Source organism: Kribbella sp. ALI-6-A, assembly GCF_001984195.1.
Taxonomy (GTDB): Bacteria; Actinomycetota; Actinomycetes; order Propionibacteriales; family Kribbellaceae; genus Kribbella.
Map to the genome: position 1 here is coordinate 1,948,636 of NZ_MTQN01000012.1, position 19,868 is coordinate 1,968,503.

The following is a 19,868-nucleotide window of genomic DNA, read 5'->3' on the forward strand; positions in this document are numbered from 1 at the left end:
TCGGAGGGCAAAAACAATCAGTACGTCTGTCCTGGTAGTTTGCCGTTTGTGCAGGTCAGTGGGGGTGTGAGGACGAACGGCCGGCGCCGCGAGCGCCGGGCACCGAACGGCAGCGACGGCGGTCGGGCGCCAGGTGCGGCGAGCCGGAGCGACGGCCGCCGGGTGCGGGGTGCGCTGCGGCGCGACGAGCTGCTTCGGGCGACCGTGGCGGTGATCGAGCGGGCCGGGGTCGCCGGCGTGAGTCACCGGGCCGTCGCGGCCGAGGCCGGGGTGTCGGTGGCCTCGACGACGTACCACTTCGCGACGCTCGACGACCTGCTGGTCGCCGCGCTCACCGGCGCCGCCGAGGACCTCACGGCCGAGCTGCACGAGCGGGTGACCGAGCTCGGCGCGCGGCCCGCGGACGAACTCGCCAGGCTGATCGAACACCTCCTCGTCTACCGCCGCGGACGCACGCTCGCGGAGTACGAGCTGTACCTGCAGGCGGCCCGTCGGCCGGAGCTGCGGGAGGCGGCCGCGGCCTGGCTGCAACCGCTGACCGAAATCGCCCGGACGTTCACCACCAACCCGCAGAAGGCGAGCCTGCTCGTCGCCGCGCTCGACGGGCTCCTGCTCCAGTCGCTCGTCCGGGCGCGGCCGTTCGCCCAAGCCGATGTCGCCGCTTTGCTGGCGCACCTGAGGTAGCGCGCGCACTACCCGCGACCGGGTGCTGCGGCCCGTGTCGCGCAGACTTCGAGCCGCTTGGCTGGGGGCATGTTGAGGATGTCGCTGGGGGCAGTACGGGATCGGTGGCACCTGTTCGCTGGGGCGTTGGTGGCTGTCGCGTTCGGCGTCGGGCTGGTGCAGTCCGCGTTGCAGGTGATGGCCGCGACGGACCAGCCGTCGTTGCCGCCCGGACTGTCCGGACTCGAACGGTCGCGAATCCGCGACGGGTACGCCGGCGCCGCCACCCTGCTGGGCCTGTCGGTGATGCTCGCCGTCTTCCTCACGGTCTTCGTGGTCAGTACGACGTTCGGCTTCGCCGTGGCGCAACGGCGGCGCGAGCTCGGGCTGCTGCGCCTGATCGGGGCGCAGCGCGGACGGCTGCGTCTCATGTTGTTGCTTGAAGCAACCTTGCTCGGACTGCTGGGGACGGCGATCGGGGTGCCGGTCGGGTTGCTCGGGACCTGGGCGCAGTCGACGGTGCTGATCGAGGTGGGCATGCTGCCGCCGTGGTTCGAGGCGCCCTGGGTGCAGGGCACGGTGTGGGTGGCCGCCTTCGTCGGCGTGGGGACGGCAGTGGCCGGCGCGTCGGCGGCGGCCTGGCGAGCGTCCCGGGTCAGCGCTCTGGAAGCGATCGGCGACCTGCCGAGATCGTTCCCGGTGATGACCGGGTGGCGGTGGTTCTGGGGGCTGTCGTCGGCCGGGTTCACGGTGCTGATGGTGATCGCCGCGCAGGCCGCGGGCGACTTCGTGGCCGCGCTGATGATCGCGCTGGTGGTGATGATCAGCGGATCGGTTGCGTTGAGCCAGTTGAGTCCGATCGTCGTACCGGTGGCCGGGCGGTTGCCGTCGCTGGTGCTGCGCGGGCATGTCGTGACGGACCTCGCCCGGGCCGGCGTCCTGCACGCCGTACGGCGAAGTGCCGCGACCGCGGCGCCGTTGATCGTGCTGGTCGGGCTGCTCGCCGGGCTGTGGGGTGTGTTCGGGTCGCTGGCGAAGGCGGTGGGGGAGGAGCAGCGGCAGCTGATCACGGCGGATCTGGTGGTCGGCGGACGAGTCGCCGACGGGCCGGGCATCGCGGCGACGTCGGAGCAGACGACGGTGCCGGTGACGATCGTGACGACCAGCGGCAAGAAGAAGCGCACGACGTACTCGGAGGCGGTCGGGATCGATCCGGCCGGCTATCAGCGCACGCATGCACTGCGGCCGCGCAAGGGGTCGCTCGACAAGTTGTCGGGGGCAACGATCGCGATCGGGCCGGGGATGGCGGTCGAGGGCTACCAGCTCGGGCAGTCGGTGACCGCGACGATCGGGACCCGGCGGCAGGTGCTGAAGGTGGTGGCGATCATGCCGGAGACCCTGGACGTGACCGAGAACTTCTTCGTGCCGCGCAGCCTGACGACGGGGGTGGCGGGCAGCACCGAGACGATCGTGCGGGCGGCGCCGGGGACCTCGGCGAAGGAGCTCGCCGAGCGTCTCCGCGCGGAGCCCGCGGGCGGGACCGGGGCTGGGACCGGCGAGGCCGGGATGGGGGCCCGGCCCGGCGATCCCGGGGCCGGGCGGGAGGTGCGGACCGTCCAGGAGTGGGCGGAGGCCAAGGCGGCCGACGAGCAGCGCGACGACACCGGGATCTTCGCCGTCCTGATGGGCCTGGCCGGCGTCTACGCGGCGGTTGCCGTGGTCAACGCCGTCGTGATGGCGGCCGCGGACCGGCGCCGCGAGTTCGCCCTGGCCCGGATGGCCGGGCTGACCCGCCGCCAGGTCGTGGGCATTGCCACGGTCGAATCGGTCACCGTCGTCGTGGTCGGCGTCCTGCTCGGCACGGTCGTCGCGGGAGCCGCCCTCGCGGGCATCGCCGCCGGCACCGCGCAGACGTACGGCGTCGTCGTGGTCGCCGTACCGTGGCGGTTGCTCGGGCTCCTGCTAGCGGGCTCGCTGGCCGTCGTCGGCGGCACCGCGGCGATCACCGCCTGGACGACGACCAGGTTCCGCCCGGTCACCGTGCTCAGTGGTCGCGAGTGACCTCGGGACGGTAGGTGAGAAGAGGCGCGCTGAGGATCAGGCGTCGGCCACGGTGACCGCGTCGGCCTCGGCCTTGGAGTGCGCCGACGGCATCCGCAGGTGGGCGAGCGGCTTCCACCCGGTGGCCAGGGCGCCGACCGCGAGCAGCACCGCGAAGGCGCCGACGTAGAAGGGCAGCTGGATGTTGATCTCCTCGCCGAGCTTGCCTGCCAGCCAGGGCGCGACCGCGCCGCCGGAGAAGCGGACGAAGCTGTACGCCGCGGACGCCGTACCGCGTTCGACCGGAGCCGCGGCCATCACGGCCTCGGTGATCAGGGTGTTGTTCACGCCCAGGAAGAGACCGGCGACGACCACGCCGACCGCCAGTACGCCGCGGTGGTGGGCGTAGAGCCCCATCACCGCAAGGTCGGCGGCGAACAGCAGCAGCGACGTCATCACGACCGGCAGCGTGCCGAAGTGGCGCTGCAGCCACGGCGCCGCGAACACCGAGGTGAGGGCCAGACCGATGCCCCAGCCGAAGAAGATCAGGCCGATCTGCCGGGCCGACATGGCCAGCGGGAACGGGGTGAACGCGAGCAGCGTGAAGAAGCCGAAGTTGTAGAGCAGCGCGGTCACGGCGACGGTGGCCAGCGACCGGTGCCGCAACGCCTTCAGCGGTTCGAGGATCGACGTACGGCGTGGGGCCGGAGGAGAGGCGGGCAGCAGGAACGCGGTCGCGGCGAGCGCGATCGTCATCAGTACGGCGACGCCGAAGAACGGGCCGCGCCAGGAGATCGTGCCGAGCTCACCGCCGACCAGCGGGCCGGCCGCGATGCCGACACCCAGCGCCGCCTCGTACAGGATGATCGCCTGGGCGACCGAGCCGGCCGCGGAGTTCACGATGGTGGCCAGCGCGGTCGCGATGAACAGCGCGTTGCCCAGGCCCCAGCCGGCCCGGAAGGCGACGATGGCGCCGATCGAGTTCGACAGACCGGCCAGCGCGCTGAACACCACGATGATCGCGAGACCGATCAGCAGAGTGCGCTTCGCGCCGATCCGGCTGGAGACCGCGCCGGTGATCAGCATCGCGACGCCGATCACGGCCATGTAGCTGGTGAACAGCAGCGACACCTGAGACGGGCTGGCGTGCAGCTGCTCGGCGATCGGCTTGAGGATCGGATCGACCAGGCCGATGCCCATGAAGGCGATCACACAGGCGAAAGCGACCGCCCAGACGGACTTGGGTTGTTTGAGGAAAGAGCTGCTGGTGCTGCTCACCGGGGGGTGTCCTCCGTCGGTTCGAGGGTGAGGATCTTGTGCAGGACGGTGACCGCGGCCTCAAGGGTTCGGACGTCGTCGGCCGGCAGGTGGACGAGCCGCCGTGCGACGGCGTCACCCGCCTCGCGCCGGGCCCGGTCGAGCTCAGCGCGGCCGGCGTCGGTGAGGCTGATCAAGCTGGCCCGGGAGTCGGCCGGATCGGCTTCCCGCCGGACCAGCCCGCTGTCCTCCTGCCGCTGCACCAGCGTCGACATCGTCGGCTGCGAACACCGGTCGGCCTTGGCCAGCTCGCTGATCCGGGTCGGCCCGAGCTCGTCGAGCCGTCCCAGCAACCGCATCGCCGCGTGCGGCAACGCGCTCACGTCCCGGCTGGCCAGCCGGGTGAACCGGGCCGCGGCCACCACCGCGTCGACACCGAGCTGGGAGAGGTCTGTCGCGATCACCCTTCCGAGATTACATAGCACTCCTATGCATCTCCAGCTGGTGAGGCGCGGATCACGCCGCCGCGGACCGCTGCGCCGCGTCCGGCCCGGCGGTCGTCATAGAGTGGCGCCGGAACACCCGTGCACCACCGAGCTGCAGAGAAGGGAGCCGACGATGGCCTCCGAATCCTCCTTCGACATCGTGAACAAGCTCGACCGTCAGGAGGTGGACAACGCCCTCCAGCAGACGGCCAAGGAGATCAACCAGCGCTTCGACTTCAAGGGTGTGGACGCGGGCATCAAGTGGGCCGGTGACGCGGTCGAGATCCAGGCGAACAGCGACCAGCGCGCGCTCGCCGTCCTGGACGCGTTCAAGGGCCGGCTGGTCAAGCGGCAGGTGTCGCTGAAGAACATCGAGGCCGGCGAGCCGCACGCGTCCGGCAAGCTCTACAAGATCACCGTCGAGATGATCAACGGGATCAGCCAGGAGAACGCCAAGAAGATCTCCAAGCTGATCCGCGACGAGGGGCCGAAGGGCGTCAAGGCGCAGGTCCAGGGCGACGAGCTCCGGGTGTCGAGCAAGAGCCGCGACGACCTGCAGCAGGTCCAGGCGCTGATCAACAAGCAGGACTTCGACTTCGCCGTCCAGTTCGTGAACTACCGCTGACCGCTTCGTTGCCGACGGCATCACCGTGAAGCTGGTCGCCAGGTCCGTGCACGGACTGGAGTGGGTCTGCGCGGCCGAGATCGCCGAGTCGCTGGACTCGGCGAGCCGGATCCGGCTGGCGCGGCGGGAAATCTCCTTCGAGCTGCCGGACGCGGATCGGCGGGTGCTCGGCCTGCGGTGTGCCGAGGACGCCTTCCTGGTGGTCGGAACCGTGGCCGGGACCGGCACCACCAAGGCCGCGCTACCGGCGCTGGCCACTCAGCTGGCCGAGCTCGACTGGGACGCCGCGCTGACGAGTGTGCGGGCGCTTCGCGACCTCCGCGGTCGCTTCACCTTCGACTGCGTCGTGAGCATCGAGGGCAAGCGCACCTACAACCGGTACGACGTCGAAGGCGTCGCCGGCCGAGCCGTCGCCCGGCGGGTCGGCGGTGAGTTCCTGCCGCGGGACCCCCAGGGTGGTCTCAGTGGGACGCCCGACCTGACCGTGCGGTTGTTCCTGCGCGGCTCGGACACGATCGCCGCGCTGCGGCTGGCCGCCCGGCCGCTGCACCGCCGGGACTACAAGCTTCAGACCGGTCCGGGAACGTTGCAGCCCCCGGTCGCGGCCGCGCTGGCCGCCCTTGCCGGACCGTTGCCTGGGGCCACGATCCTCGACCCGTTCTGTGGTGACGGCACGATCGCGATCGAGGCCGCCCTGACCTGGCCGACGGCGCGGGTGCTGGCCGCCGACCTCGATCCCGAGCGGGTCGCGAACACCCGCGCGAACGCCGCCGCGGCCGGCGTCCCCCTGGCGATCTCGCAGGTTGACGCCGGGGCGACGGTCGAGGGCCGCCCGCCGCTCGACGCCGTGCTGACCAATCCGCCGTGGAACGTGGCGGTGCAGTCGCAGGGAAGCTTGGGCAGGTCGCTCGACAAGTTCTGGCGCCGCCTGCCCGCCACGCTCGATCCCGCTGCGAAGATCTGCCTCGTCGGTGACGTCGAGCTCGACCTTCCGGCGGTCCTCGAACGGCGCGGCTACCGGCTCGGGCTGCAGACCCAGCTCCGGCTGGCCGGGCGACTGGTCCATCTTGTCCTCGCTCGCGGCCCCGGCGGCGACGTACCGGAGCTGCCGGACGATCTGCGGACCTGGCGGCGGCGAGCGATCCGCGAAGGGGTCGTCACCGACTCCGGTTTCTGACTGTTCACTGGCTGTGCAGGTCTGCAAAGTTGCACGGAAAACAATTTGCACGCACTGCAAGTTCGCGCCTACCGTGGACGGCGTGATGCAGACCGACGACGTCGCGGCCGGTGGCCGGCGCGAGCGCAAGAAGCGGGAAACCCGCCAGGCGCTGGCCGCCGCGGCGTTGCGGCTGGCGGTGGAGAAGGGGCCGGACAACGTCACGGTCGAGGAGATCAGTGAGGCCGCGGACGTGTCCGTGCGGACCTTCTTCAACTACTTCCCGCACAAGGAGCACGCGATCCTCGGGCGCGACCCGGAGGATCTGGAGCGGGCGCTGACCCGGCTGCGGGAGACCCCGGCCGAGTACTCGCCACTGACCACGATGCGCCTGCTGATCACCCGGACGCTGGCCGAGTTCGAGGACGAGCAGGGCGACCGGGCCCGGCAGGTCGCCCTGATCTTCGAGTCGCCGGCGCTGCTGTCGCAGTTCGTTCTGCTCGGCGCCGAGGACGAGCGGGCGCTGTCCGCCGCGCTGGCCGAGCGCATGGGTGATCCGCCCGGCGCGATCGCGCCGGCTCTGATCGTCTCCACGGTCATCGCGGCGATCCGGGTCGCCGCCGAGAAGCTCAAGCAGGCCGGTCCGGAGCTGGCCGGCCGCACGCTCAGCTCACTGGTCGACGAGGCGTTCCTGATGATTGCCCACGGCCTCGATCCCGACTACGACCCGCACGCCCTGTCCCGAATCGACCAGGAAGGTCAGTCATGACAACGACCTCTTCGCCCACGCCGTCCGACGCGGGGGGCGAGGTCCCTGTAGCCACTCCGCCGGAAGAGACCGCCGCACAGGTCGCCGCGCTCACGCCGCGGCAGACCATCCAGGCCATTTCCGGCCTGATGATGGGCATGTTCGTCGCGATCCTGGCCGGCACCGTGGTGTCGACCGCGCTGCCCCGCATCATCCACGACCTCGGCGCCAGCCAGTCGTCGTACACCTGGGTGGTCACGCTCGAGCTGCTCGCGATGACGGCCACCGTGCCGCTGTGGGGCAAGCTCGCCGACCTCTACAACAACAAGCTGCTGGTCCAGCTGTCGCTGGGCTTTTTCGTGGTCGGTTCGCTGGTCGCGGGCTTCGCCCCGAACATCGAGGTGCTGCTCGGCAGCCGGGTGCTGCAGGGCCTGGGCGCCGGCGGCCTGACCGCGCTGGTGCAGATCGTGATGGCCGCGATCATCCCGCCGCGCGAGCTCGGCCGGTACTCCGGCATCTTCGGTGCGATCTTCGCCTCGGCGACGGTCGGTGGACCGCTGCTCGGCGGTTTCCTGGTCGACTCGCCGCTGGGCTGGCGGGCCTGCTTCCTGGTCGGCGTGCCGTTCGTGCTCGCCGCGATCGTGCTGCTGCAGCGCACGCTGAAGCTGCCGACCGTACGCCGTGAAGTGCGGATCGACTGGTGGGGCGCGTTCCTGATCACGGCCGGCGTGAGCACGCTGCTGGTCTGGTCCTCGTTCGCCGGCAACAGGTTCGACTGGGCGTCGGGCTGGAGCTTCGTGCTGGTCGCGGCGGCGCTGGCGGCACTCGTCGCGGCCGTCCTGGTCGAGCGCCGGCACCCCGAGCCGATCATCCCGATGGACCTGTTCCGCAACCGCACGGTGACGCTGTCCATCGTCGCCAGCGCCCTGGTCGGCGTGGCGATGTTCGGCGGCTCGGTGTTCCTGGCGCAGTACTTCCAGATCGCGCAGGGCTACTCGCCGACCAAGGCCGGACTGATGAGCCTGCCGCTGATCCTCGGCATGATGGTCGCCTCCACGGTCGCCGGTGGGCTGATCACGAAGTACGGCAAGTGGAAGATCTACCTGGTGGTGGGCAGCGTGCTGCTCCCGGTCGGGCTGGGTCTGTTCGGCACGATCGACGCGCACACCGGCAAGATGACGCTCTGGGGCTTCATGGTGATCCTCGGCGTCGGCATCGGCCTGGTCATGCAGAACCTGGTGCTCGCCGCGCAGAACGACGTCCCGGCGCGCGAGCTGGGCGCGGCCACCTCGGCGGTCAGCTTCTTCCGCAGCATGGGCGGCACCATCGGCGTCAGCGTGCTCGGCGCGATCCTGGCCAACCAGGTCACCGAGACGCTGAACCCGGGCGGTTCGTCGTCCGGCGGCAGCACCGTGCCGAACATCGCCGAGCTGCCCGAGCCGGCCCGGATCGCCGTCGAGAACGCCTACGGCGCGGCGACCGCGGATCTGTTCATGATGTCGGTGCCGTTCGCGGTGCTCGCGCTGGTCGCGGTGCTGTTCATCAAGGAGAAGCCGCTGCTCACCACCAGCGGTGCCGAGCGCCGCGCCGACGAGGAAGCGGCCGGCCGGCTGCGGCAGGACGACGTCTGAGCCGGCCGGTCACCGCCGGGCTGGTTAGCTGAGGGCATGATCGTTGCCTTCAGTATCAGCCCGGCCGCCGGGGACGAGACCGGTGGCGTGAGCGAGGCGGTCGCCGAGGCGATCCGCGTCGTGCGCGCCTCCGGCCTGCCGAACGAGACCAACGCGATGTTCACCAACCTCGAGGGTGAGTGGGACGAGGTGATGGCGGTGGTCAAGCAGGCCGTCGACGCCGTCGCCGCGGTCTCACCCCGGGTCAGCCTGGTGCTCAAGGCCGACATCCGGCCGGGGTACACCGGGCAGCTGACCGCCAAGGTCGAGCGCCTGGAGCAAGCCCTCGGGGATCAGTGAGGCGTGTTGTTGAGCGTGGTGAAGGTCTGCTCGAAGCGGTTCTCCAGCTCGGAGTTGCGCAGGAACTTCACCCGCTCGACCAGGATCTCGTCGGCGTCGGGCTGGTCGGCGAACAGCTGCACCGACTCGGTCAGGAACTCGTCCAGCGGCATCCACTGCGGGCTCGGCTCGCGGCCCTCGAGCAGTGTGGTCTGCACCGCCGGCGGGACCAGCTCGATCACCTGGACGCCGGTGCCGGCCAACTGGTGGCGCAGGCTCACGGTGTAGCTGTGCACGGCTGCCTTCGTCGCGCTGTAGGTCGGGGTCATCGCCAGCGGCGTGAACGCCAGCCCGGACGACACCGTGACGATCGCCGCGTCCGGCCGGCCGAGCAGGAACGGCGTGAACGCGGTGATCGCGCGAATCGTGCCGAGCAGGTTGATCTCGATCGTCTCTTCGGCCGCGGCCAGGTGTCCGGGATCGCGCAGGTCCTCCGAACGCATGATCCCGGCCATCGCGATCAGCACGTTGGTCTCCGGGTACTGCGCGGTGACGGTCTCGTACGCCGCCTGGATCGAGGCCGGGTCGGCGACGTCCAGCTCGATCGTGCCGAAGCCCTCCTCCGTGGCGAGCTGGTCCAGCAACTGCTTGCGGCGGCCGCTGATGATCACGGTGTTGCCGAGGTCACGGAACTTGCGGGCCAGCCCGAGGCCGATGCCCGAGGTGCCGCCGGTCATGAAGATCGTGTTGCCAGTCGTTTTCATGGCTCCAGCTTTGGCCCGCCGGCCGTCGGTAACCAGGCTGAGCTCAACCACTGCTCGGCAAGCAGTGGTTGAGCCGCCCGGACCCTGCGAACCTGGACCCATGGAGTACGGCGAACTGTCCGACTTCCTGCGCAAGCGCCGGGAAGCCCTGCAACCCGAGGACGTCGGGATGCCCCGCGGCCGGCGCCGTCGTACGCCGGGGCTGCGGCGCGAGGAGGTCGCCGCGCTGGCGTCGATGTCGACCGACTACTACAGCCGGCTGGAAGGGGGCCGAGGGCCACAACCCTCGGCGGAGATGCTGTCGGCGATCGCGCGGGCGCTCCGGCTCACGCTGGCCGAGCGGGACTACCTGTTCGTGCTCGCCGGCCACGGGACGCCGCCCCGGGTGACCCGGCTGGATCACGTGAACCCCGGCCTGCTGCGCATCCTCGACCGGCTGGACGACACCCCGGCGGTGGTGCTGAACCGGCTCGGCGAGACGCTCGCGCAGACCCGGGCGCATGTCGCGTTCGAGGGCGAGCAGACCAACCACGACGGACTGGAACGCTTCGCCGTCTACCGGTGGTTCATGGGTGACAAGGGCAACTACCAGGAGCGCGAGTGGGCCAACCACGGCCGGATCCTGGTCTCGATGCTGCGGGAGGTGTACGCCGCCGACGGCCCGAAGTCGCAGGCCGCGACGATTGTCCACGTGCTGTCGGAGCAGAGTCCTGAGTTCGCGGCGCTGTGGGCTGCGCACGAGGTCGGCCACGCGCACACGCAGACGAAGTGGTTCCGGCACCCGGTGGTCGGTGAACTCGAGTTGCACTGCCAGGTGATGTCGGACAGCGACCAGCAGCAGACGTTGCTGGTGTTCACCGCGACCCCGGGCAGCGAGAGCGCCGAGCGGCTGCGGCTGCTGACGGTGGTGGGGAGTAACGAAGGAAACTTCTGGAAAGGGCTTGCAGACTCTGGACAGGCTTAAAACTGAAAGTTAGTTTAAGTCTTGAAATCGGGCTGTGACCGCCCGATCACCGCGCGGATCGCCCCCGTCCGCGCGGTTCACGGAAAGGACCGCCCCCATGCCTTTCGTCCGACCTGCCGTCATGCCCAGATTGTTGGCCCTGATCATGGGTCTGCTGCTGCTCGCCTCGGTGCCCGTTGCCGAAGCCAGGGTTCAGCAGGACCAGAAGCTTCAGGCGAGCTTCAACGTGCTCGCGTTCTACAGCGGGACCTGGGACGCCGCCCACATCGACTTCGTCAAGGAGGCGAACGAGCGGTTCCCGCAACTGGCCGCGCAGAACGGCTTCACCTACACCCCCACCAACGACTGGAGCCGGCTGAACAACCTCAGCGCCTCGCAGTACCAGGTGGTGATGTTCCTCGACAACGCCCCGACGAACGCCACGCAGCGCGCCGGATTCCAGCGCTACATGGACAACGGCGGCGCCTACTTCGGCTTCCACGTGTCGGCGTACAACGACGCGAACACGCCGAGCTGGCCGTGGTACTACCAGACGCTGCTCGGGACCGGCCGGTTCGCCACCAACACCTGGGGCCCGACCGCGGTGACGCTGCGGACCGAGAACCGCACCCACCCCGCCTTGGCGAACACCGGCGCGACGTTCCGGTCCTCGGTCAGTGAGTGGTACGGCTGGCAGAACGACCTGCGCGCCAACCCGAACCTCCAGATCCTGGCCGCGATCGATCCGGGCAGCTATCCGGTCGGCACCGACCCGAACCAGACCTGGTACAGCGGCTACCACCCGATCGTCTGGGCGCACAAGAACTACAAGATGATCTACGCCAACTTCGGCCACAACGCGATGAACTACCAGACCAACACCCGGCTGTCGTCGACATTCGACAGTGCCGCGCAGAACCAGTTCATGATGGACGCGCTGAAGTGGCTCGGCGGTGGCGGCACCCCGCCGGTCGACCCGCCGACCGGTCAGCCCGAGCCCACCACCTGGTACTCGGCGACCAGCAAGGCCAGCGGCAAGTGCGTCGACGCCCGCGCGGCCGGTACGTCGAACGGCACGGTCGTCCAGCAGTACACCTGCAACGCCTCGACGGCGCAGCACTTTCAGTTCCAGCCGACGTCGGGCGGCTTCACCCGGATCAACAACCGCAACGACTCCACCAAGGTGGTCGACGTCACCAACGTGTCCCTGGCCGACAACGCCGGCCTGCAACTGTGGACCTACAGCGGCGGCAACAACCAGCAGTGGCAAGCTGTTGCCGAGGGCAATGGATACTGGCGCTTCGTCAGCCGGCACAGCAGCAAGTGCCTCACCGTGCCCAGCGCCTCCACTGCCGACTCGGTCCAGCTCGTTCAGTTGACCTGCAACGGGACCGCGTCCCAGTCGTTCAGGCTCACACCTGCCTAGACGGCGGTCCGGCCGGGCAGCGTTTCGTTGCCCGGCCGGACGCCGCGGCGGCTCAGGTAGTAGGCGAAGGCGGCGGTCGGGAAGAACATCACGATGCCGTAGACGGCGACCGGGATCGACATCTCGCTGTTGCCGAGCAGCGACGGGCTGAGCGCGATGGTCAGCGCGAGCGTGGCGTTGTGGATGCCGATCTCCATCGAGCAGGCGATCGACTGGCGCTCGGCCAGCCCGGTCAGCCGCGGTACGGCGTACCCGATGGCGAGGCTGAGCACGTTGAGCAGCAGCGCGATCAGGCCGACCTCGACCAGGTAGTCGAGCACGTTGTCGCGCTCGGTGTAGACCGCGGCGAAGATGACCAGCGCGAGCACGACGATCGAGCCGAGCTTGACCGGTCGCGTCATCCGGTCGGCGAACGACGGACGGCGGGCGCGCACGAGCATGCCGAGCGCGACCGGGACCAGGACGATCGCGAAGACCTGTAGCATCTTGGCCGGTTGCAGGCCGATCTGCCCGTCGCCGAGGAAGTGGTTCAGCGACAGGTTGACCACGATCGGCAGCGTGATCACGGCCAGCACCGAGTTCACCGCGGTCAGCGTGACGTTGAGCGCGACGTCGCCGCCGGCGAGGTGGCTGAACAGGTTGGCCGTCGTCCCGCCGGGGGAGGCGACCAGCAGCATCATGCCGACCGCGAGCGCCGGGGCCAGGCCGAACATCTTGACCAGGCCGAAGCAGATCACCGGCAGCAGCACCACTTGGATGCCCAGGGCAACCAGTACGGCGCGCGGCATCCGCAGCACCCGGGTGAAGTCCTTGACCGTCAGCGTCAGGCCGAGGCCGAACATGATCACGGCCAGGGCGACCGGCAGCAGCACCGAGGTGAGCACGGAGTCGTTCAACGCAGGCCTCCTTGGGGCACGGGTGCTCAGAGTGACAGTGCGCCCGGAGCGGCGGCAAGGGCTCGTGCTCGGCCGGGTGGTGTATTAGCTTTGCCGGTCATGAAGACCCTGCGCATCGCCGCGCTCGCGGCCGGAGTTCTGCTCGCCACCAGTCAACTGCTCCCGGCCCAGGCGGCCGGTGGCTCGGACGGCCACCGGCCGTCGTACCGGTGGGAGCTGACACCGACGGGCAGTACGTCGCAGTTCCGCGGGCTGGCGGCGGTGAACAAGGACGTCGCGTGGGTCGCGGGCAGCGCCGGGCAGGTGCTGCGGACAACCAACGGCGGCAAGGCGTGGCAGAACGTGAGCCCGGCCGGCGCGGGCACGCTGCTGTTCCGCGACGTCGAGGCGTTCGACGCCCGGCGCGCGGTGGTGCTGGCGATCGGGCCCGGAGAGGACTCGCGGGTCTACCGGACCGAGAACGGCGGCCGGAGCTGGACCGAGACGTTCCGCAACACCGATCCGAACGCCTTCTACGACTGCCTGGACTTCAACAACTCCCGGCACGGGCTCGCGCTGAGCGACCCGGTCGACGGCAAGTTCCGGATCGCCGAGACCTCGAACGGCGGCAAAACGTGGCAGATCCAGTCGACGAAGGGCATGCCGGCCGCGCTGCCGGGCGAGTTCGCCTTCGCGGCCAGCGGGACCTGCCTGGTCGCCGGCCCCGGTCGGACGGCGTGGTTCGCGACCGGTGGCGCTGATCGGCCGCGGGTCTTCCGGACCGTCAACGGCGGCCGCACCTGGACGGTGACCGACTCGCCGATGGCCAGTGGCGCGGCGGCCGGGATCTTCAGCCTCGCGTTCCGTGGCCCGCTGTACGGCGTCGCGGTCGGCGGCGACTTCGAGAAGCCGGACCAGGCGGTCAAGGCAGCCTCGGTGACGTACGACGGTGGCCGGACCTGGCGGCTCGTCCCGGCCGAGCAGGCGCCCAAGGGCTACCGCAGCGGATCGGCGTTCGTGCCCGGCACGCTCGCGACGGTGGTCGCGGTCGGGCCGTCGGGCAGTGACGTGAGCCTGAACGGCGGGCACAGCTGGACGCAGTTCTCCGACGCGAACTTCGACAGTGTCGAGTGCGCCGGTCACGGTCCGCAGGCGGGATGCTGGGCGTCCGGTGTGAAGGGGGCCGTCGGCCGCCTGACCCGGTGAGTCGGTTTGTTCAACTCGGCGACACCCGGACGACGTGCCGAGGTCGCACCGGTTCGACCAGGATTGAGGTCATGCGCATTCTTCCCAAGAGCCTGATCGCCGCTGTCGCGGGACTGCTGATGGTGCTGCCGACCGCCGCCGCGGCCGGTCCGCGCGCCGACGACCGGACGCTGACCGTGATCACCTACAACATCCACCACGGCGCCGGCGTCGACGGTGTGCTCGACCTGGAGCGGATCGCGACGGTGATCGAGAAGTCCGGCGCCTCCGTGGTCGGGCTGCAGGAGGTCGACAACCACTGGGGCGACCGCAGCAACTGGGTCGACCAGGCCGCGTGGCTGGCGCGCCGGCTGAAGATGCACTACCGCTACGCCCCGAACCTCGACCTGCCGCCGGTGAACGCGGGCGAGCCGCGGCGCCAGTACGGGACGGCGGTGCTGTCCCGCTTCCCGATCAAGGACTTCCACAACACGCTGCTGCCGAAGGCTCCGGCCGGCGAGCAGCGCGGGCTGGCGGTCGCGACGCTGAAGGTCCGCGGCCAGGAGCTGCGGTTCGCGAACACGCACCTGACCCACAACAACAACGCCGAGCGGCTGCAGCAGGCGCAGAAGGTGGTCGAGCTGCTCGGTGGCTCGAAGCAGCCGACGCTGCTGGTCGGCGACCTCAACGCCGCGGCCACCACGCCGGAGATCAAGACCCTGACCGCGGTCTGGCGCGACACCTGGCCGCAGGTCGGCTCCGGCCCGGGTTACACGATCGAGGCGAGCAACCCGACCGCCCGGATCGACTACCTGCTGCACAGCGCGGCCCTGCGTCCGACGTCCGCGTCGGTGCCGGCGACCCTGGCCTCCGACCACCTGCCCGTGGTTGCCACCTACACCCTGCGCTGACCTTCCCCGCCCGGCTCGTCCCGGCGTCCTCCGCCTCGCGGAGGGCGCCGGTTTTTTGTTGCCTTGGCGACCGGTTGCCGACGGCGCCTACTTCAGGGCGCGTGAATTACAAGCTTGTAGTTTGTCAAGCCGACACGCACGTGCAACAAAGTTATTCGTGTGAAAGCTGTTCCCAATGGGGCTGAAGGCAACTAGTGTCACGTATGAGGTCCAGAAGGACCAAAAGATCGCGAACTCTGGGGAAGGAGTTCGCGACCGGCGGAAGGAAGTACCCGATGCGGACGCCCTCGGGGGCTACGTCGGGCAGATGGGTCGTAGGCACTGGGAAGACCGGTAGAGCCTTGCTCTCCGGAGTGCTCGCGGTTTGTCTGACCGGCACCATGGCCCTGACCACCGTGCCGGCCCAGGCCGACCCTCGGCCACCGGTCATTCCGTCGCAGTCCCAGGTGGACGCGGCGAAGAAGGCCGCCGCCGACAAGGCCGCGCAGGTGGCCGCGATCGAGCAGCGGCTCGCCGGCGCGAACGCCCGCCTCGAGCAGCTCGGCCGGGAGACCGGCATCGCCGCCGAGAAGTACAACGGCGCGCTGTACCGGCTCCAGAAGGCCAAGACCGAAGCCGCCGCGGCCGCGGCCCGGGCGAAGAAGGCCGCCCAGACGCTCGCCGACCAACGGCGCCAGATCGGCCGGTTCGCCGCGGCGTCGTACCAGGGTGGCGGGGACGTCGCGCAACTCGCGCCGCTGCTCAGCGCCGACGGGCCGCAGGCGCTGCTCGACTCGGCCGGCGCGGCCCGGTCGGTGTCGCAGGCGATGCAGGGGTCGTACCTGCGGTTCACCGCGACCCAGGTGGTCAGCAACGCGTTCAAGGTGCAGGCCGACCAGGCCGTCACCAAGGTCCAGGCCGCGACCGACGAAGCGGCCGCGGCGAAGAAGGCCGCCGAGGCCGCCGAGGCGAACCAGGCCTCGGCCGTCGCGGCGATCGGTGCCGAACGCAAACAGCAGATCGGTCTGCTGGCGAGCTTGCGCAACACGTCGTACCAGGTCGCCGACCAGCGGCAGCGGGGACTCGAGGAGCTTGCGCGCCAGCGAGCCGCCGCACTGGCCGCGAAGAAGGCCGAGGAACTGCGCCGGCGGATCGCCGCGAAGGAGGCCGCCGAACGCGCTCAGGCAGCCGCCGCGCGGGCCGAGGCCGCGGCCGCGGCCGCAGCCGCGCAGGCCCGCAAGGAACGCGAAGAGCGCGAGGAGGCGGCCAGGCGGGGCACCAACCCGCCGAAGCCGCCGAAGCCGCCGAAGAAGAAGCCGAAGCCGAAGATCGAGCGGCCGGGCAACGGCGGCGGCACCCCCAGCCGCCGGGGCGCGGGAGCCGCGATCGCGTTCGCGCTGTCCCAGCTCGGCGAGCCGTACGTCTGGGCCGCCGCCGGTCCGGACGCGTGGGACTGCTCGGGCCTGACGATGAAGGCCTGGAAGAAGGCCGGCGTCGACCTGCCGCACTACAGCGTCGCGCAGTACGAGCAGGTCCGGCACATCTCCGAGGACGAGCTGCGGCCGGGCGACCTGATCTTCTGGGCCGAGAACGCCGACGACCCCGGCACGATCTTCCACGTCGCGATGTATCTCGGCGGTGGCCGCATGGTGCACGCGCCGCGCACCGGCCGGCCGGTCACCGTTGACAGCGTCTACTACTGGGAGGACCCGGACTTCTTCGGTCGTCCCTGAACCTTGCAGCGGCGGCGGTCTGTCCCGGCCGCCGCCGCACCCCCGTCAGCCCGCCCCTGACACCGCACCTGAGCCGATGCCCAGCAGAACGGTGGTAGCTGATGACCCGAACCCGCAGCAGAGCCCGACTCGCCGCAGTTCTCACCCGGCGGCGCCCCGCCGCGGCCCCGACACAGGAGGCCGCCAACTGCCCAGGAGAGACCCGGCCGGACGTCGCGCCGGTCGAGCAGCCGGCACCCGAGCCCGAGTGCCGGCAGCCGCGCTCCTACTCGCTCATCGGTTGGTGAGGTAGTCCGGGACGCGGTGAACGCCGTCGAAGCTGTAGCCGTCCCAGCCCCAGGCGCTGGTGCCGCCGATCACGAGGATCGCCACTGCCAGCACGGCGACCGCGTTGAGCGGTACGAGCAGCCACAGCCAGCGCCGGTCGGACTGGGAGAGCCGGCCCAGCTTGATCGACACCAGTGCGCCGACGAGCGCGGCCGCCAGCAGCGGTCCGGCTTCGGTAGTTCGTGCGAGGACTCCGCACAGGGCCACTCCCGCCATCGCGCCGCGCAGCACCCACCACACCGGCTGGCCGATCACCACCAGGTCCCGGCGCAGGCCGGCCGGCAGCGCCGACTGCACTTGGTGCAGGCGCTGCTCGTACCGGATCCAGGCCGGGGTGCTGGTGACGACCGACGGATCATGGTTGCGCAAAGCAAGTAGTCCGAGGATCGCCGGGAGCAGGCCGGCTGCCAGCCAGCCGAAGACGGCGGGCGACGAGTCGAGGTCCCGGGCGAACCACGCGATCAGCAGCGCCGGGGTCAGGACCGTGGACAAGGCGAGCCAGCCGAGCGCCGCGGTACCGCGGTCGGCCGGACCGGCGTTGCTCGCCTGCGGCGGATAACCGGCGGCGGCGCGGAGCTGAGCGGCGTACTGCTGCGGCGTGCCCAGCCGAGCCTCCAGGAGCTCCGGGGTGCGGAGCTCCTGGCTGAGCTCGGTCAGGTGCGCGGTGATGTCGTCCATCACCTCTTCCAGCTCGTACGCCGGCAGGTCGGCCAGCTCGGCGCGGACGCGCCGGAGATAGCCGCTGGCGATATCGGTGGTCGTCACAAAAGCCTCCCGGAGGTGTTCTGCGGTAGAGGCTACTGTGCAATGTGGAATAGCGGAAGGTCACCAGCGCGCGGTGGTCTCCGAAGGGCCTGCGGCTCGGGTGGTCAGGGCTGGGTTGTTGGCCGCGCAGCGGGTGCCGTCGGCGGGGAGGGTGAGATCGAGCAGGTAGTTGTCGGCGGCGGCTCGGGTGCAGGCCGTGCGGGAGTAGACGACGTGCCCGGCGCCTTCGTAGGTGACGAGGACGGCGCCCTTGCCGAGCTGGTGTTTCGCGTTGAGCGCCCAGGCGTAGCCGGTGGCCGGGTCGTGCCGGCCGTTGAGCATCAGGATGGTCGGCGCGCCCGTCACGCGCAGGCGGTGCTGCGGGTTGTTCACGGTGCCGGGGACGCCGATGCAGGAGGTGATCGAGGACAGAGCCAGGACGGACGCGCGCATCCGCGGGGCGACCTTCAGGCTCGTCCGGTACATCGCGTCGAGTTCCTGGAAGCCGCTGACCGGGACCGACCAGTCCTGGCAGAAGTGCGGGCGGACGTCCTCGACCAGCTCGTCGGCGGCGCGGCGGTTCGGGGTGGTGCCGCGGGCTTTGGCGAGCTCCGACTGTGCGCTGCGCAGGGTGGTGGCGGTCGTGCTTCCGCTGTGCAGTGACGCGAGCAGCTGGCCGAGCTGCACCCAGCGGGGACGGTTGAAGTAGAACTGCGTCACGTCGAGCAGCGACCAGGTGTCCACCGTCGAACCGTCCGACGGGTCGACCAGCTTGCCGGCGTCGGCCTTCGCGAGCAGGTCGGCGTACACCGTGGAGACGTTCTGGCCGTTGAGCGCGCAGTTGGCGCTCTTCGCGCACCAGTCGGCGAACTGCTGGAACGAGTCCTCGACGAAGGCGCCCTCGCTGAGCAGGAACGCCCATTTGCCGAGGCTATGGTCCATGTTGCCGTCGTTGACCATGCTGCGGATCCGGTGCGGGAACAGCTCGGCGTACATCTGGCCCATCAGGCTGCCGTACGACGCGCCGTACCAGTTCAGCTTGTCGGCGCCCAGTGCGGCGCGGACCGCGTCGAGATCGCGGGCGACCGAGACCGAGTCGACGTGGTCATACAGCGGGCCGGTCTGCGCGCGGCAGTCCTCGGCGAGCTGCTGGTTGTACTTGGCCAGCGCGGTGAACTCCACGGGCGTGCGCGGCAGGACGGTGAAGCCGGGCTGGTCGAGGGCGGACGCCGAGCAGACCACCGGGTGGCTGCGCGCGACGCCGCGGGGGTCGATGCCGATGATGTCGAAGCTGCGCAGGATCGCCGGACTGAACAGGTTGCCCGCGGTGAAGGCATAGCTCACGCCGGAGCCGCCGGGACCGCCCGGGTTGATGAACAGCGGGCCTTTCGACGACGCCGGGTCGTCGGCAGGTCGCTTGGCCAGCGCCAGCTCGAAGGTCGGCCCGTTCGGGTCGGCCCAGTCGACCGGAAGGGTGATGGTGCCGCAGGAGAACGCTGGGGATTCCGCGCAGGGTGTCCACTTGATGGTGCGCGCCGGCTGCTCGGCTCGCGCCTGGGTGGAGGTCGCGGAGGCCGTGGGCTGAGTGACGAGGCCTGCTAACAGGACGAGCAGGACGGCGCCGGTCGCGGCCGGCCGGGTGAGGCGCTTCCAGTTCATGGTTGCTTCCCTCCGTCGGGCGTACGGACGCAGGGCAACCTACCCGCGACAGGCGGTCAGCGGTCGAACTCTGCAGCTACCTGCAGGAGCTCCCGGAACCTCCTGCGGAGCGATCGCAAAATCTGTGCTGGCGAGATTAGACATTGCTCGGTGAGGTGTGTAGAGTTCTTCGTGTTGACGGAGAAAGAACAGCGAAGCTGACGTGGACAGCTGACGATCTGTCCGAGAAGTGAAGAAGTGGTACGTCGGCGGACTCCGCCGGGCCGATCAGTGGAAGGGCTCGGGTTTCGCGCCGTGCTCCGTCCAGAGTCGCCGAGGCCAGTGGTTGAAAAAGGTCCGCGGCTTGATGGAGCGAGTAGTTGGTAGTACGAGCAGTTGGTAGTAGGTAGTTCAGTTGCA

The 19,868-nt window shown here is 70.1% G+C and carries 18 protein-coding genes; 12 read left to right on the forward strand and 6 right to left on the reverse strand.

What is annotated here, in order from left to right:
• The first annotated feature begins 66 nt into the window (after positions 1-66).
• Complete coding sequence (locus BWI15_RS35795; RefSeq protein ID WP_083751192.1) at positions 67-684, forward strand: TetR/AcrR family transcriptional regulator; 618 nt, start codon at positions 67-69, stop codon at positions 682-684.
• Between the two features lie 69 nt (positions 685-753).
• Complete coding sequence (locus BWI15_RS35800; protein WP_077018891.1) at positions 754-2,724, forward strand: FtsX-like permease family protein; 1,971 nt, start codon at positions 754-756, stop codon at positions 2,722-2,724.
• A gap of 36 nt (positions 2,725-2,760) precedes the next feature.
• Here BWI15_RS35800 and BWI15_RS35805 read toward each other — a convergent pair whose 3' ends face one another.
• Both BWI15_RS35805 and BWI15_RS35810 read right to left on the reverse strand, forming a co-directional pair.
• Positions 2,761-3,981, reverse strand: a complete 1,221-nt coding sequence (locus BWI15_RS35805) for an MFS transporter (RefSeq protein ID WP_077018892.1) — start codon at positions 3,979-3,981, stop codon at positions 2,761-2,763.
• Positions 3,978-4,424, reverse strand: a complete 447-nt coding sequence (locus BWI15_RS35810; protein WP_083751194.1) for a MarR family winged helix-turn-helix transcriptional regulator — start codon at positions 4,422-4,424, stop codon at positions 3,978-3,980. The genes BWI15_RS35805 and BWI15_RS35810 overlap by 4 nt, the downstream gene beginning before the upstream one ends.
• Positions 4,425-4,578: 154 nt before the next feature.
• Between BWI15_RS35810 and BWI15_RS35815 the strand changes: the two genes are divergently transcribed.
• The 5 genes from BWI15_RS35815 (at position 4,579) to BWI15_RS35835 (ending at position 8,944) form a co-directional block, all read left to right on the forward strand.
• Complete coding sequence (locus tag BWI15_RS35815; RefSeq protein ID WP_077018894.1) at positions 4,579-5,070, forward strand: YajQ family cyclic di-GMP-binding protein; 492 nt, start codon at positions 4,579-4,581, stop codon at positions 5,068-5,070.
• A gap of 25 nt (positions 5,071-5,095) precedes the next feature.
• Positions 5,096-6,247 carry a methyltransferase gene (locus BWI15_RS35820; protein WP_077018895.1) on the forward strand — a complete coding sequence of 384 codons (1,152 nt, stop codon included), beginning with the start codon at positions 5,096-5,098 and terminating at the stop codon, positions 6,245-6,247.
• A gap of 85 nt (positions 6,248-6,332) precedes the next feature.
• Complete coding sequence (locus BWI15_RS35825) at positions 6,333-6,995, forward strand: TetR family transcriptional regulator (RefSeq protein ID WP_077019534.1); 663 nt, start codon at positions 6,333-6,335, stop codon at positions 6,993-6,995.
• Complete coding sequence (locus tag BWI15_RS35830) at positions 6,992-8,605, forward strand: MDR family MFS transporter (protein ID WP_143466110.1); 1,614 nt, start codon at positions 6,992-6,994, stop codon at positions 8,603-8,605. The genes BWI15_RS35825 and BWI15_RS35830 overlap by 4 nt, the downstream gene beginning before the upstream one ends.
• A 36-nt stretch (positions 8,606-8,641) precedes the next feature.
• Positions 8,642-8,944, forward strand: a complete 303-nt coding sequence (locus tag BWI15_RS35835) for a thiamine-binding protein (protein WP_077018896.1) — start codon at positions 8,642-8,644, stop codon at positions 8,942-8,944.
• Here the strand turns inward: BWI15_RS35835 and BWI15_RS35840 are convergent.
• The gene (locus BWI15_RS35840) at positions 8,938-9,687 is read right to left on the reverse strand and encodes an SDR family oxidoreductase (RefSeq protein WP_077018897.1); all 750 of its coding nucleotides are present in this window, start codon (positions 9,685-9,687) and stop codon (positions 8,938-8,940) included. The genes BWI15_RS35835 and BWI15_RS35840 overlap by 7 nt on opposite strands.
• A 100-nt stretch (positions 9,688-9,787) precedes the next feature.
• Between BWI15_RS35840 and BWI15_RS35845 the strand changes: the two genes are divergently transcribed.
• Together BWI15_RS35845 and BWI15_RS35850 are read left to right on the forward strand one after the other, a co-directional pair.
• Positions 9,788-10,651 (forward strand): helix-turn-helix transcriptional regulator, encoded by an 864-nt coding sequence (locus tag BWI15_RS35845; RefSeq protein ID WP_077018898.1) that lies wholly within the window; start codon positions 9,788-9,790, stop codon positions 10,649-10,651.
• Between the two features lie 121 nt (positions 10,652-10,772).
• Positions 10,773-12,056, forward strand: a complete 1,284-nt coding sequence (locus tag BWI15_RS35850; protein ID WP_193432211.1) for a ThuA domain-containing protein — start codon at positions 10,773-10,775, stop codon at positions 12,054-12,056.
• Here the strand turns inward: BWI15_RS35850 and BWI15_RS35855 are convergent.
• A complete protein-coding gene (locus tag BWI15_RS35855) occupies positions 12,053-12,952 on the reverse strand; it encodes a bile acid:sodium symporter family protein (protein ID WP_077018900.1) in 900 nt (299 codons plus the stop codon). The genes BWI15_RS35850 and BWI15_RS35855 overlap by 4 nt on opposite strands.
• A 99-nt stretch (positions 12,953-13,051) precedes the next feature.
• Here BWI15_RS35855 and BWI15_RS35860 point away from each other — a divergent pair, with 99 nt between their 5' ends.
• The 3 genes from BWI15_RS35860 (at position 13,052) to BWI15_RS35870 (ending at position 16,739) form a co-directional block, all read left to right on the forward strand.
• On the forward strand, positions 13,052-14,137 hold the full coding sequence (locus tag BWI15_RS35860; protein WP_083751196.1) for an oxidoreductase: 1,086 nt from the start codon (positions 13,052-13,054) through the stop codon (positions 14,135-14,137).
• A gap of 71 nt (positions 14,138-14,208) precedes the next feature.
• Positions 14,209-15,027 carry an endonuclease/exonuclease/phosphatase family protein gene (locus BWI15_RS35865; RefSeq protein ID WP_077018901.1) on the forward strand — a complete coding sequence of 273 codons (819 nt, stop codon included), beginning with the start codon at positions 14,209-14,211 and terminating at the stop codon, positions 15,025-15,027.
• A 380-nt stretch (positions 15,028-15,407) separates the two neighbouring features.
• Positions 15,408-16,739, forward strand: a complete 1,332-nt coding sequence (locus BWI15_RS35870) for a C40 family peptidase (RefSeq protein WP_237771606.1) — start codon at positions 15,408-15,410, stop codon at positions 16,737-16,739.
• Between the two features lie 273 nt (positions 16,740-17,012).
• Here the strand turns inward: BWI15_RS35870 and BWI15_RS35875 are convergent, their stop codons facing one another.
• The gene (locus BWI15_RS35875; RefSeq protein ID WP_077018903.1) at positions 17,013-17,831 is read right to left on the reverse strand and encodes a DUF1700 domain-containing protein; all 819 of its coding nucleotides are present in this window, start codon (positions 17,829-17,831) and stop codon (positions 17,013-17,015) included.
• A gap of 60 nt (positions 17,832-17,891) precedes the next feature.
• Entirely contained in the window at positions 17,892-19,469 is a 1,578-nt protein-coding gene (locus tag BWI15_RS35880) for an alpha/beta hydrolase (RefSeq protein WP_077018904.1), read from the reverse strand.
• Between the last annotated feature and the right edge of the window lie 399 nt (positions 19,470-19,868).

Excerpts from the sequence above, each read along its gene's own strand:
- BWI15_RS35830 (WP_143466110.1), top strand. The coding sequence starts at position 6,992 with ATGACAACGACCTCTTCGCCCACGCCGTCCGACGCGGGGGGCGAGGTC.
- BWI15_RS35845 (WP_077018898.1), top strand. The coding sequence starts at position 9,788 with ATGGAGTACGGCGAACTGTCCGACTTCCTGCGCAAGCGCCGGGAAGCC.
- BWI15_RS35815 (WP_077018894.1), top strand. The coding sequence starts at position 4,579 with ATGGCCTCCGAATCCTCCTTCGACATCGTGAACAAGCTCGACCGTCAG.
- BWI15_RS35800 (WP_077018891.1), top strand. The coding sequence starts at position 754 with ATGTTGAGGATGTCGCTGGGGGCAGTACGGGATCGGTGGCACCTGTTC.
- BWI15_RS35825 (WP_077019534.1), top strand. The coding sequence starts at position 6,333 with ATGCAGACCGACGACGTCGCGGCCGGTGGCCGGCGCGAGCGCAAGAAG.
- BWI15_RS35835 (WP_077018896.1), top strand. The coding sequence starts at position 8,642 with ATGATCGTTGCCTTCAGTATCAGCCCGGCCGCCGGGGACGAGACCGGT.
- BWI15_RS35840 (WP_077018897.1), bottom strand. The coding sequence starts at position 9,687 with ATGAAAACGACTGGCAACACGATCTTCATGACCGGCGGCACCTCGGGC.
- BWI15_RS35880 (WP_077018904.1), bottom strand. The coding sequence starts at position 19,469 with ATGAACTGGAAGCGCCTCACCCGGCCGGCCGCGACCGGCGCCGTCCTG.
- BWI15_RS35850 (WP_193432211.1), top strand. The coding sequence starts at position 10,773 with ATGCCCAGATTGTTGGCCCTGATCATGGGTCTGCTGCTGCTCGCCTCG.
- BWI15_RS35865 (WP_077018901.1), top strand. The coding sequence starts at position 14,209 with ATGCGCATTCTTCCCAAGAGCCTGATCGCCGCTGTCGCGGGACTGCTG.
- BWI15_RS35860 (WP_083751196.1), top strand. The coding sequence starts at position 13,052 with ATGAAGACCCTGCGCATCGCCGCGCTCGCGGCCGGAGTTCTGCTCGCC.
- BWI15_RS35870 (WP_237771606.1), top strand. The coding sequence starts at position 15,408 with ATGGCCCTGACCACCGTGCCGGCCCAGGCCGACCCTCGGCCACCGGTC.